Genomic DNA, 15,504 nt, shown 5'->3' with positions numbered 1-15,504 from the left:
AAAAAAAATCAATCCATTTTCTAATGATGGTAATAAGAATACAAACTCAGATTCTTAAATTATAATATCAACGAATGAGTTTAAATTAAAAAAGTTCACCTAAGTGAACTTTTTTTAAATTTGGTCAATATTGTTCTGGCATAATCTCTATCCCGAATTTCTCATACAATATTTATTCGACCGGCAATTGCCGTTTAAATGACTCATCAAGAGAAATAATGGTTTCGGTTGATGAAATACCGGGGATGGATTGCAGTTTATCGTGGAGAATTCGTTTCAGGTGTTCGTTACTTTTGGCGTAAATTTTAATAAAAATGGCATACTGGCCGGTAGTATAATGACACTCTACAATCTCAGGAACCTGTTCCAACATTTGAACTACTTTATCGAACAAACTAGCTTTTTTAAGAAAGATTCCCATAAAAGCACAGGTATGATATCCAATTTTTGAAGGGTTCAGAATAAATTCAGAACCTTTAATCACTCCTATATTCATCAGACGCTGAATGCGCTGATGAATAGCAGCGCCTGAAACCTTGCACTCTCTGGCTACTTCCAAAAATGGAATTCTTGCATTTTTCGTAATCAGAGAAAGTATTTTTTTATCTAAATTGTCAATTTGTAATCCGGGTTCCATAATATAAAGTGGCTTTATAACAAATTATTACTATAACACTGATATTAATAATATTTTGTTACGAACTTAAAACTTTTCACTCGAATATCCAACAATTTAGAAGTTATTTTGTGGTTTCATTTTATAAAAATCAGATTTTAAGAATTTTCTGAACAATAATTAGGATTAGATTAAACAAAGAACCAGATAACTGATTTTCAGAGACTAATCTATTCAACACTTAAAAAATAAAAATAAGATTAACCAGCTGACCAAAATACATAAGAGCCTAAATCTAGTTAACGCCCTAAAAATTAATACCAACTATAAATTTCAAGCCACCAAAGGCAACATCGCCAAAATTCAATACAGATTTATTACTAAACATATTTACCGATTGGTTATTTTCGGGACCGGGAAATAACCCATCCTGCTTACTATTAGCAAGAGGATCCTGACTGTTTAAATAATATCGAAACTCCATATAAAAACGACTATTCTGCCCTGGGGTTATCATTCCAATACCAAAATAGGGCAATAGTAACAAATCGGGTTCAATTTTTCCTTCTGATTTTATATTGCGGTCAGTATAAAATCCCAAAGAAGGAAGATCATCAAACAAAACGTTCCATTGCTCATAATAGCCCTGATGAGTAAATGTTCCGGTTTGGGTATAATCAGATAGAATAGCATACCTCATCTCTATACCACCTAAACCATACAATTCCCAATCTCCAAAGCCATAAAAAAAGTTTAAAGAAACTGGCGCATTGAGCCAAAGCCATTTTTGCTCCTCCATGACATTCCTGGCGCTCACTATTTTAGTGTATGAATCACCTTCATTATCTATAGAGGCTATCTCAGCATTATATTCAGGAATATTAAGGTTGGTGTTATGATAGGATAAACCGGCACCAAACTGAATCCCAAGCCAATCAACAAACCTGAAATTAAATGACAAACCTCCACCAAAAGAAATTTGATCGTCAATTCCAATCTGATTTACACTATGCTGGATGGTTGGCAAGCCAAATTCGCCATATAATGAGGTAGAATACCATCCTCTAGTGTTTTCAATTGTATTGTCCACTGTATAATTAGGAGTAGCTATTGTATCATTGGAAGCGGGTGATCCTGCTTCCAATGTTAAAGATGCAATCATGAAAATAATTAAAAAACCGGGTTTTATAAAATCAACTCGAACCTTCGACTGATTTGATATATTTGTTACATATCTCATTTAAACAGAATATTAAATTAATAGTACCTCAGCACAGGTTATTTACTGAAAATTGTAATCTCATTTTATAGTTTTAGTCGATGGTAATCCTGTCAAATTCGATTCTTCCACTTTCGTCTTCAAATTGGAGAATATAAACGCCAGGTCGAAAATCGGTTTTGTCAAAACTTACCATTACACCTGAAGGTGCTTTTTCGTTAACCATTAAACGACCTGAAATATCATAAAGACGAACGTTTACAGGCACAAAACCCACTGGCATTAACACTGATACACTGTTACCGGCAACCACCGGGTTAGGCCAAAAGGTCAACCCCGTTCTGCTGCCTGATATAACATCTATTTCTTTTGAACGCAGCGTACACCCGCTAACCTCATCAAAAGCATGCAATATCAATTTTCCATGTTTATTACTCAAATCAATAAACTGGCCGCCTGATAAATAACTATCGTTTAAATACCAATTAAAATCAGAAAGCTGATTTTGCGAGTTATCTACGAAGAAAATTGTTCTCCACTTATCCAGTATATCCAATTGCGTAGTTTCAACCGATTTCAATTCCAATTGTTGTGAAGTACCTACAGAACAATAATCCAATACCTCCAAAGTGTAAACACCATATTGATCAGGAGTTACGGACTCAATAACTAATTGTTCGCCAGCATCCGGTAACACTTCGTCGTTAAATATCCATCGATAAGAAAGCACATCGCCTTCAGCATGAACCTCAATTAAAATCTCACTATATGGACATATTTCCATTTCATTAACAAAATCTGTCAATATTACTGGCTGGCAATCCAATGTTTTGAAATCTATTTCTATAACTTGATTAAGAATAGTGGAATTACCTTCAAATGTAACAGCACCGGCTGATAAAATTAATCTATAATCTGAGTTGAATTGAAGCCCATCATGAGAAACAATCAACACATTATCCTCTGAAACAACATTAATATCAATCAACGAACCATCCGAAAAAAGTTGAATTAATTGAGGATTTACTAAAACAAGTGGCTGATTAAAGGTCAGATTCATAGAATCCTTGAAATAAAAATCACCCTGATCAGTAGAGCTTGACTCCATTTCCAATTGACCTTTTGCTTGTGCCTCGTATGCCCCCATATCAACAGTATTGTGCATTAAACGTCCCTGCATACCAAGATCATAAAAAGGCATTTCCGGCATAAAGGATTGGTTCCCGCCATCAATGGCAGAAGAGAACTCCTTCAACCTGAAATTTCCATTGTTCATGTCCACCCACATTGGGTCATGCTCCCTGTTACCTTCGCCGGAAAACCCTCCCTCAACACATGAATACAGGACTGTTGCAATATCTGATAGCTGCCCGCCCTCGTTATGATATACAATACTGTTTTTAACCAAAGCAGGACCAAATAAACCTCCAATCTCTGTTGCCGTATTGTTTCCTACGGTAACGTGGATAAACTCAGGCACTGATGTTTCATCAGACCACACAGCTCCGCCATTAACAGCTTCGTTACTATGGAAAAGAACATGATAGAAAAATGGTGAACTGCTATTGCTATTTGAAATGGCTCCACCATTGGTTCCTTTGTTGTTTCTGAAAATGGAATTGCGGATAGAAGGTGATGCACCATGATTAACAATGGCAGATTGAGCGGAATGTTCGAATATCAAACCATCCAAAATTGCACCACGCTCTATTGGTCTTTCCTCAGCACCATTATTAGTAAATAGATTAACACTGCTGCTGGCATAATTACCGTCGCCGGATAAATCTCCACTAATAATGGTTTGATTAGCGGAATAATATCTATGATTTCTGGCAACTTCAGTACCGGCAAAACCTCCATAAATTGATACCCCGGTTTTCAATTGAAGAGCGGTTTCTTTTTCTGCTGTAGAAACGGATGATGGGTTACTTACCTCCACAGGGTAATAGGTTCCGGCAGCCACCCAAATCTCATCTCCCGGCAAGGCATATTCCAACGCCTCATACAAAGTTCCAAAAGCGTTGTTCCAATTGCTGCCGTTAGTACCATTACTTCCCTCCTTCACATGAATCACATGATCGTGCCCAACATAAAACAGTGTTGGTGTTGACCAAACTTCCATATTATCTATCAACATGGCAATTTGCCAATGATAAGTTGCCCCGGTATTGAACCCGAATAAATTAGTTGTATTGTATTGGGTGGGTAAAAAACCTCCGGGCGTAATTACCTCCTCGTATAATGGCGTTTCCTCCGAACCTGATTCCCATACCCGCATGCGATATTGCATTCCGGGAATTACAGATTCATCATTTCCATCGCCATCCTTTAAACCCCATCTGAACTCAAGACCAAAAATCTGTGACTCCCTTGCACCTGCATGATTTGCTGGCATGGTATTAACTACGACAATGCTCTCATAAGGTCCAATATCAACATTGGTACCTTGAACCCGGGCTAATCCCAGGTAATCCGTTGTTAAAAACTCCGGAAGTAAGTCTCGATTTCCTTCATCTATTGCCGGAGAGCCGGGTTTCAACATAAAATTCCCATTCTCCGGATCCATGAATAACGGGTCGGCACCTATATTTCCTGTACCGTAATATCCCCCTTGAACGATGGAGTAACGCACCTCAATTCCATCTCCTACAACACTGTTTCCTGAACCAGAATTATTATGAAATATTGAATTAACAACCTTGGTGCTCCTTTGATCATTACAAATAGCATCTCCCGCTATGCTTGCAGCATTATAATAGAATAAAGAATTGTAAATTCTTGTGCTTCCATTATTATATACAGCACCACCAATCTGACTCGAATTACCTGTGAATATAGAATTCGAAATTATCACCTGAGAGTTAACATCAACATGTATTCCTCCTCCTTGATAAAGAGCATAGCAATCTCTTATCCAAGTATTTTTTATATCAACAATTGCATTGGTTATTCTTAATCCAGCACCACGATGATAACTAACAGTGGGAGTATTGGCCATTCCGTTTTCGATTATTATTCCATCAATGACCACATTGTTTACATACGGTTCATCCGGAGTACCCAGAACCTGCAAGACATGAAAAGCATTATCTGACTCAACATTCTCTTCACCAATATCTCCACTCAAAATGGTTTCATTTACCCGCCAGTTGCGTTGACTCAGGGTGGTTTCATTTCCGGCAAAACCGCCGTAAAGTTTAACGCCATCATTTAACTGAAAAGATTTGGTGCGGTCGTCGTTATCTGTTGGTTTGTATGTTCCGGCTGCGACCCATATTTCATCACCAGAAACGGCTACTGAAAGTGCATCCTGAAGGTTCATAGCATCATACCATCCAGTACCCCAGCCATTTCCATCAGTAGTAACATAAATAGGTTGATCCCTTTGAATGCTGAATGAACTCCAATCACTCCAGTTTCGATTTCCTTCAACTGTTAAAGCTGCTACCCTCCATTCAATTTGATCGGCACTGTACAATTCATCGATCGTATAAGTAGTACCTTCTACATCATCAATTATTACAGAACTTCCATTATTCTTTCGATACTCAATCCTGTATCCGGTAATTATTTCAGAATCCCCCTCCGGCATTTTCCAGGACAACTCTGCATCATGGACATTGCTATCAAGCAAAACATTATCAATTGGAGCAATAAGAGCCGGGGCAATTGTAAAACCTTCGTAAGGTCCCATATTGATTTTTCCATCGATAATTCTTGAGTTACCGCCAAAATCTGTAGTTTGCCAAGGGGCAACAAATTCTGAACTACCTGCATTTATCGCCGGAGAGTTCCTCAACAATCTAAAATCCCCAATACCAGAATCTGAAAATAAAGGATCTGAAAATTTATTATTAGTCCCGGAATAACCTCCCTGTACAAGAGAATGATTTGCTGTTATATTTCCAAACTGCGCGATGCCGAGCCTTGCATTATTGTTCCAGGCTATGGAGTTTACAACTTCAACAATGGTATTGGAACTATGGTTAAACATTGCACCTCCCCAATAGTTAGCGTAATTATTATAAAAAAGACAATTGCGAAAGCTCAATTCTGAATTCATTGTATAAACAGCGCCACCATGACTCTGAGCGCTGTTTTCAGAGAAGAGCACGTTTGTAAATATTGCTGATGATAAATTTCCACCATAAATAGCGCCTCCAAAAGTACTCGCATGATTATTCCTGAACCACACATTGTGTATAATGGGAGATGCATTACTTAAAAATAAGCCGCTACCATTATTGCGATTATTAGCAGACAAGTCTGCATAGCCTCCTTCAACAATAAAACCGTCAACCACTGTAGAATTAGTAATTGGGTTACGCTCAGAACCAACAGCAGTAAGAACATGATAGCTATTATCTGTTTCATCATCCGGCACTCCTATATCGCCACTTAATATGGATTGATGTATTCGCCAGTTACGATCTTCCAGACTGGTTTCATTACCTGCAAAGCCGCCATATAGCTCAACGCCATTTTTAAGCTCAAAGGAAATGGTGCGATCGTTGTCCTCTGTTGGTTTATAAATCCCGGCAGCAACCCAAATCTGATCGCTATCGATTGCTTCCGATAACGCTTTCTGAAGGCTAGTGGCATCTTGCCATGAGGTACCGCCTCCATTCCCGTCCATTGTAACATGTAAAGAATATTGTCTCTGAAGCGTAAAAGAGCTCCATTGACTCCAGTTGCGCACTCCTTCAACTGTTTTACCCGCCACACGCCATTGAATCTTTCCAAAGAGATCACCAATAATAAATAAATGGTTCAACTGCGCTGAATTCTCAATGATGGCAGACTCACCGTCACTTGTAACATACTCAATCAGGAATTCTTCAAATTCTTCGTTGGCATCATCTGGTAGTTCCCAAACAAGATCAACTTCTGTTGCCCCCCTCTTGATCAAAGCATTATTATCAGGGGTAACAAGTAGGGGAGTATAAACAAAATCTTCATAAAGACCAATGTTTATTCTACCATCGGTAATGCGCAATTTGCCGGTATAGTCTGACACTAACCACTCAGGCACAGCTTCTAAATTACCGGCATCTAATGCAGGAGAATTCATTGCTAAGCGGAAATCACTGTTTTCAGCATCAATTAACCCCGGGTTAGTTTCAATATTGCCAATACCAGAGTACCCTCCTTCAACGATGGAATGATTAATTTGAGCATTCCATGCCTGATTGTTTGCAACACTTGAAAAGTTATTCCATAGTATTGAATTAAACACATAAGCTCCAAACCCATAATTTGAATTACTTATTGCTCCCCCCCTGGCTCCTGAACTATTATGATAAAACAGGCTGTTGCAAAAATACATTTGGGAATTTATTGTGTAAACAGCTCCTCCCTCTCCATTAGAACTGTTCTCTGTAAAAATTACGTTTCCAAACAGAGCTTTGGATGAATTTGCACCATATACTGCACCACCCATGCCCGTTGAATGATTATTCCTGAACCAAATATTTCTGATTAAAGGTGATGCATGATTTAAAGTCAATGCGCCTCCACGGTTATTGACCCATGATTCTCCATCAGCATAACCACCTTCTACAATAAAACCATCAACAACAGTTGAACTGGTAATTGGGCTGTCTTCAGTTCGTCTTGCGGATAAAACATGATAACTATTATCAGAAACATTACCAACCTCGCCAATATCCCCACTCAAAATGGTCTCATTCAATCGCCAATTGCGTTGATCCAGTTCAGTTTCAATGCCAACAAAACCTCCGTAGAGCTCTACCCCGTCTTTAAGTTCAAAGGAGATCGTCCGGTCATTGTCTTTGGTTGGTTTATAAATTCCTGAAGCGACCCAAATATGGTCACCAAAATTGGCCACAGATAATGCTTCCTGAAGAGTCATGGCATTTTGCCATGACGTGCCGTCGGATGTTGCATCCTGCTTTACATACAATGGATGTTCCCGCTTAATTCTAAACGAACGCCATTCACTCCAGGTCCGACGACCATCAGGAGTTACTCCTGCGATTCGCCATTGTATAATATCTAAAGAGTTTAACCCATCCAAATTATAGGTTAGCTGATAAAACTCTTCCGTAAAGACTCCCTCTTCACCATTCTTTTTGTACTCAATTAAGAACCCGGCAAACTCAACCGGTGATTCATCCGGCACCTGCCACGACAACTCCACCTCAGCAACATCACTATCTATTAAGGCATTGTCAATTGGAGCAACCGGAACCGGAGAAGCATAAACGAAACCTTCATAAAGCCCCATATTTATTTCACCGTTGGTAACACGTGTTTTACCGTCAAAATCCATGGTTAACAATTCTGACAAGAGCTCCGGATTACCTGCATTTAAGGCAGGACTATTCATGCGTAGCCTGAAATCAAAATTTCTTGATTCATTGAATAATGGATCACGATTAATATTCCCTATACCAGAAAAACCATTTTGAACCAATGAATAAGTTGCCGACACATTGCTGAATTGAGCACCTCCTGCTCTGGCATCGTTATTCCATGCAATTGAATTAATTACAACAGTTCCACTCGCTGAGGCATTACTTCGAATTGCACCTCCCCAAGAATCAGAATAGTTTCCATAGAACAAGCAATTATGAAATTGCATTGCAGAATTCCAGGAATAAACTCCACCGCCACCATTATGTGACCGGTTATTGGTAAACAGAACATTTCCAAACTCAGCTGAAGAAGAATTTATTCCATATACAGCACCTCCATCATTATCTGCATGGTTATCTCTAAACCAAACATTACGAATTATAGGAGAAGCATAACTCAGGTATAAACCTCCGCCGCGGTTGTTATTATTTGAATTCAAATCAGCATACCCTGCTTCAACAATAAAACCATCTAAAACGGTAGAGTTTGAAATTGGATTTGCAGAAGAACCAATGGCCGTAAGAACATGGAAACTGTTATCTATATTCACACCAGTTTCACCAATATCCCCACTCAATATCGTTTTATTCATTTGCCAGTTGCGTTGCTCGAGAGTGGTTTCATTTCCGGCAAAACCTCCATAAAGCTCTATTTCATCTTTTAACTGAAAGGAGATGGTGCGGTCGATTCCATCGGTTGGTTTATAGGTACCGGATGCTACCCAAATCTGGTCACTCTTGATAACTTTCGAAAGGGCTTCCTGAAGTGTCATGGCATTTTGCCATGATGTACCGTTACCCTGTCCATCAACAGTAACATAAAGAGGATGTGACCTTTTAACCAAAAAACTTCTCCAATCACTCCAATTTACATAATTATCAGTCGTAACGCCTGCTACACGCCATTTGATCAAATCCGCTCCATTTAAACCTTCTATTAGATAATTGAGGCTTTCGATATTGTTAACCTGAATAGGTGCAGCATCATTGACAACATACTCAATTGAATAATCAACAAAGTAATCTAAAATGCCTTCTGGTAATTCCCATGATACTAAAACCTCGGTTATTCCAGAATCTAATAACAATCCATCATCAGGTGAAACAATCGTTGGAACAACAGCAAAGCCTTCAAATGGCCCTATATTTAAAGCTTCATCTGTAAATCTGGAATTGCCTCCAAAATCCATAATCAGCCAATCAGCAACAAGTTCTGGATTACCTGCATTTAATGCGGGTGAATTCATTAACAATCGAAAATCGCCATCTTCAGGATTAATAATTAATGGGTTTACATCAATATTACCATTTCCTGTATATCCACCCTGTACTATAGAATTAGTTACTGATAAATTGTAGATCTGTCCAGCAATCCTTGCCTGATTGTTCCAGACAATAGAGTTTATTAGCTTAACTCCACTGGTGGCAGTTGCATTATATAAAGCTCCTCCAATGCCATCAGCAACATTGGAATAGAACAGGCAATTATGAAGCTCCATTGCTGAACTAACGGAATATACTGCTCCCCCGTAACCTTGGTCATCTTTCTCAGCCCTATTATTGGAGAAGATAACATTTCCACAAGCTACGGCTGGTGCATTTCCTACATATATTGCACCGCCTCTGCCGGAAAAATTATGCCTGAACCAGACATTGCTGATAATGACCGAAGCATGACTCATATACAATCCGCCGCCTTGTTGATTCCTTAATGCATCCCCATTGGCATAGCCGCCTTCAACAATAAATCCATCAAAAACAGTAGAGTTTGAAAATGGATTTGATGAAGAGCCTATGGCTGTTAAAACATTATAGCTGTTATCAATATCAACGTCATGCTCACCAATATCTCCACTCAAAATGGTTTTATTCAGACGCCAGTTGCGTTGGCTCAATTGAGTTTCGTCTCCGCCAAAACCTCCATAAAGCTCTATCCCTTCTTTTAACTCGAAAGATATGGAACGATCATCATCGCTAGTAGGTTTGTAGATACCTGCAGCTACCCAAATCTGATCACCCTCAATTGCTGTTAACAGTGCCTCATGAAGATTCATGGCATCTAGCCATGAAGTACCATCACCCTCACCATCAGTTTTAACATAGAGAGGATGCGATCTTTTAATCCTAAAACTTCGCCATTCGCTCCAGTTGTGATCACCACTTGCAACAATCCCAGCAACCCGCCATTTTATATAATCAAAAGGTTTTATTTCATCCAGGATATAAGTTAGCTGATCAATATTTTGCGTTAGTATGGCATCTTCATCATTCTTCACATACTCAATTATGAATTCTGTAACCTCAACAGGATTCTCTTCCGGTACTTGCCAGGATAATTCCACCTCTGAAATATCGCTATCTAATATAGTGTTATCAAGAGGCGAAATAGGCATAGGCACATAATTAGAGCCTTCAAATAGCCCAATATTTATTTGGCCTTCAGTAATTCGGGAATTCCCAGCAAAATCGTGAGATAACCATTCAGGAGATAATTCTGAATTACCGGCATTTAAACCAGGTGAGTCCATTAACAATCTAAAATCATAACTATCAACAGCAATAAACCGGGGATCCTGATTAATATTATCGGTGCCGGTATAACCTCCCTGAACAATTGAATTACTTACCTTGACATATCTGAATTGAGAAAAAAATCTTGCAGTGTTTTCCCATGAGATAGAATTAATTATTTCAGCTCCGTTATCTGAGCTATCGCTATATACAGCACCTCCGTAATTCTCAGAGTGATTACCATACAACAGGCAATTAATAAATCGCATGATGGAGTTTCTGGTATAAACAGCACCACCATGATCTATAGATCTGTTATTAGTAAACAAGACATTACCAAATCTGACTGAGGATAAATTCATGCCATACACTGCACCGCCACGATATGAAGCATTGTTATCTCTAAACCAAACATTTCTTATTATAGGCGATGCATAACTAAGATAAAGACCACCGCCATTGTTGTTATTATTAGAAGACAAATTTGCATTCCCCCTCTCAACAATAAATCCATCAAATATGGTTGAATTTGATATAGGATTTAATTCGGTTCCAATCGCGGTTAGTACATGATAACTGTTATCAGTTTCAACGTCAACCTCACCAATATCTCCACTCAAAATGGTTTTATTCAGACGCCAGTTACGTTCATCAAGGGAGGTTTCATTTCCAGCAAAACCTCCGTAAAGTTCAATACCATCCTTTAACTCGAAGGAGATCGTACGATTATTATCTGTTGTTGGCTTATAAATGCCGGCAGCTACCCAAATTTTCTCACCAGGTGCAACTAAAGACAATGCTTCCTGAAGACTCATCGCATCTTGCCATGACGCACCATTTCCACTCCCCTCTGTTGTCACAAAAAGAGGTTGGGTTCTTAATATTCTAAAAGTTCGCCATTCGCTCCAGTTCGTATATCCACAATTCGTTATTGCTCCTACCCGCCATTGAATTATGTCCGAACCAACTAAATTATCAAGATTATAGGAAGAATTATCAACCCCTTCAATAATTGAAATGTTTTCATTATTCTTTCTGTATTCAACAGAATAACTGGTGATTGTTTCTGTTGCATCATCAGGGAATTCCCATGAAAGTTCTACATTATTTTGAACGCTTTCCAGCAAAGCGTTATCATATGGGGAATTAAGAAAGGGCTTGCTTGCAAAGCTCTGATATGGCCCCATGTTGATTTCTCCATCTGAAATCCTTGGATAACTCACAAAGTCCGTTTCTAACCAGGCAGGTACAAGAGTCGGGTTTCCCATATTTAATGCAGGAGAGTTCTTCGACAATCTGAAATCTCCGTTTTCCGGATCAACAAACAATGGGTCTGCACTAATATTCCCATTTCCACTAAAAAAAATCTGACGCAATGTATGTCTTACAGATACATAAGGAAATTGGCCACCGCCCCGATTAGATACATTATTCCATGCAATCGAATTGATTACTTCTGTTTCATCAATTGTATTAACAGGACGTATAGCTCCACCCCAATCACCAGCATAATTACCATAAAAAAGACAATTATAAAACTTCATAGCCGAAGACATGGAGCTTGCAGCTCCACCATTTTGCTCCGCTCTGTTATACGTAAACATGACATTTCCGAATTCTGCTACAGATGAGTTTATACCATATACTGCACCTCCGGAATTTGCAGCATAGTTATCTCTGAACCAAACATTTTTAATTATAGGAGAAGCAAAATCCAAAAAAATCCCAGCGCCATAATCATTTGAATCAGAATCCCCATCAGCATAACCACTCTCCACAATAAAGCCATCCAATATAGTATTATTGGTAATGGGGATCAACTGTGTTCCAATAGCTCTAAGAACATGGTAACTATTATCCTCATGAAAATCAGAATCACCAATATCTCCACTTAAAATAGTTTTATTCACTACCCAGTTTCGTTGATTCAACTCTGTTTCATTTCCTGCAAAGCCACCGTAAAGCTGAATGCCTTCTTTTATCTCAAATGATAAAGTACGATCAGCACCTTGGGTTGGTTTATAAATCCCAGCTGCCAGCCATATCTGATCACCATAAATAGCCACAGACAAGGCGTCCTGAAGCGATATTGCGTCCTGCCAGGAAGTACCATCTCCAGTTCCATCTGCTTTTACATGCAGTGGTTGTGCTCTTTTGATACTAAAGGTTCTCCATTCACTCAATTTTCGATGCCCTTCTTGAGTTATTCCAGCCACCCGCCATTGAAATATATCTGTTGCAGCTACGTGCTCAAATAAATAACTAAGGTTTACGATATCATCAACACGAACAAGATCATCATCATTCTTAACATACTCAATTGAATAAGTTAAAAACTTTCCGGTCTCATCGTCTGGGTCTTGCCAAGTGACTAACACATCTTCTAAATCACTATTTAATTGAGCTTTATTATCCGGAAACACAAGCTCAGGAACCAAGGCAAAACGTTCAACCGGACCCATATTTATTCTTCCGTCTGTAATCCTGGGTGCATCATCATAATCTGTTATAAGCCAATCAGGCACAGATTCTAAATTGCCTGCACCTAATGCCGGTGAGCTCTTAGATAACCTGAAATCACCATTTACAGGATCTGTCAACAACGGATTATCAGTAATATTTCCGACTCCGGTATATCCTCCCAAAACCAGAGAATGGCTTACCGAAACATGTCTAAATTGGGTAGTTATATCAGTTAATCCTTTATTCCAGACAATGGAATTCACCACTTTTGTTCCACTGCTTGTACCACCACCATGAACAATACCTGAATTACGATTACAAACATTGTCGTAAAATAAGCAATTATAAAACTTCAAAAAGGTAGTATTTGAGAATGCTGCTGCACCAAGCAATTCCGAACTGTTTTTGGTAAAAGCTACATTACCAAAAGCCGCAGTTGATTTATCCCCATAAACTGCGCCTCCTGTCCTGGCATGATTGCCCCTAAACCATATATTACGAACAATTGGAGACGCAAAACTTAAATACATCCCACCTCCACTACCGTTGGCACTTCCAAGAATATTTGCATAACCGTCCTGAACAATAAATCCATCAATAATAGTAGAATTGCCTATAGGATTTAATTCAGTTCCAATTGCCTCAAGCACATGGTAGCTATTATCTGTGGCAACACCCTCCTCCCCTATATCGCCACTCAAAATAGATTTATTCATGCGCAAGTTGCGTTGAATCAGTGCCGTTTCGGTGCCTGCAAAACCACCATATATCTCCACCCCATCTTTTAATTTGAAAGAGATGCTGCGATTCGTTCCTTCGGTTGGCTTATATGTGCCAGCTGCAACCCATATTTGATCACTGCTTTTGGCTATTGATAGCGCTTCCTGAAGGCTCATAGCATCAGCCCATGATGTCCCGGAACCTGTTCCATCTACAGTAACGTGCAATGGATGGGCTCTTCTAACATTAAATACTCTCCATTGGGTCCAATTTTTATATCCCTCAATGGTAACTCCCGCTACACGCCATTCAATAACATCAGTTGCAGTTAAGCCATCAAACAGATAAGTTAACCCGGCAATATCATCAACTCGTATAAGGATATCACTATTTTTGATATACTCAATTGAATAATTAACAAATTCTTCGTTATCATTTCCCTGCAATTGCCAGGAAGCCAGGACTTCTGTTATATTGCTTGCAAATTGAGCTTTATCGTTAGGCGCAATAACCTCAGGATGAATGGCAAAACCTTCGAATAGCCCCATATTTACGGTTCCATTCCCAACCCTTGGTTTACCATCAAAATCTGTCAAAAGCCAATCCGGAACGATCTCTGAATTCCCTGCCCCGATAGCCTGAGAATTCATTGCCAACCTAAAGTCTCCATTTTCAGGATCAATTAGAAACGGATCAGCATTAATATTTCCAACGCCAAAGTGTCCTCCTTGTACAAGAGAATACGATACAGTTGTAGACCAAAATTGCGTATTACTCCCTCTAACGTCATTGTTCCAAGAAATTGAATTAGAAACTGTGAAACTAGTTGAAGATCCATATGTATTCGAACTCCAAGATCTGTTTGAATAGAAAATGCAATTATGTAATTTTATATCTGAATCCATTGAAGATATAATACTTCCCTCATAAGATCTGTTATTTGAGAAAATTATATTCCCTAATGCAACTGAAGATGAATTTACGACATATATTGCAGCGCCATCTTTTCGCACCAAATTGCGTCTGAACCAAACATTCCGAACTACAGGTGAAGCATTATTTAAGTATAATCCTCCACAATGGATATTTTCATTAGAAGACAAATCCGCATACCCTCCTTCAACTATTACCCCATCAATTACTGTAGCATTTGTTATAGGGTTTATCTCAGTCCCAACTGCCCTTAGTACATTATAACTATTATCACTATCAACACCAACTGCCCCAATGTCCCCACTCAAAATGGTTTTATTCACCCGCCAATTACGCTGACTCAATTCCGTTTCATCACCGGCAAAACCACCATAAAGCTCAACTCCATCTTTTAGTTGAAAAGAGATGGTTCGATCGGTGCCAGTGGTTGGCTTATAGGTACCGGCAGCTACCCAAATCTGGTCGCCACTAACGGCATCGGCCAAAGCCGCCTGTAAATCGGAATAAACATTGGATTTTCCCTGCCAGGCTGAACTGCCGGCTCCGGGTTTTACGTGAAGAACATTTGCCTGGATAGTTGCAAACAACGAAATTCCAAACAATACCAATAAAATAGACTTGTAAACCTGCTTCATGGATCAGGGATAAATAAAGTTAAACGATGA

At 39.0% G+C, this 15,504-nt stretch carries 3 protein-coding genes; all 3 read right to left on the bottom strand.

Annotation, left to right across the window (positions count from 1 at the left end; translation table 11 throughout):
* Positions 1–172 precede the first annotated feature (172 nt).
* Complete coding sequence (locus B5X70_RS07040) at positions 173–637, bottom strand: Lrp/AsnC ligand binding domain-containing protein (protein WP_079557190.1); 465 nt, start codon at positions 635–637, stop codon at positions 173–175.
* A 286-nt stretch (positions 638–923) separates the two neighbouring features.
* Positions 924–1,856, bottom strand: coding sequence for a hypothetical protein (locus tag B5X70_RS07035; RefSeq protein WP_079557189.1), 933 nt, complete (start codon positions 1,854–1,856; stop codon positions 924–926).
* Between the two features lie 73 nt (positions 1,857–1,929).
* Positions 1,930–15,474, bottom strand: a complete 13,545-nt coding sequence (locus B5X70_RS18165) for a choice-of-anchor Q domain-containing protein (RefSeq protein WP_198314208.1) — start codon at positions 15,472–15,474, stop codon at positions 1,930–1,932.
* Positions 15,475–15,504 lie beyond the last annotated feature (30 nt).

Source organism: Alkalitalea saponilacus, from assembly GCF_900168165.1.
Taxonomy (GTDB): domain Bacteria; phylum Bacteroidota; class Bacteroidia; order Bacteroidales; family Marinilabiliaceae; genus Natronoflexus; species Natronoflexus saponilacus.
The sequence above is the reverse complement of the archived record's forward strand: the minus strand, read 5'-3'. Positions and strand labels throughout refer to the sequence as shown.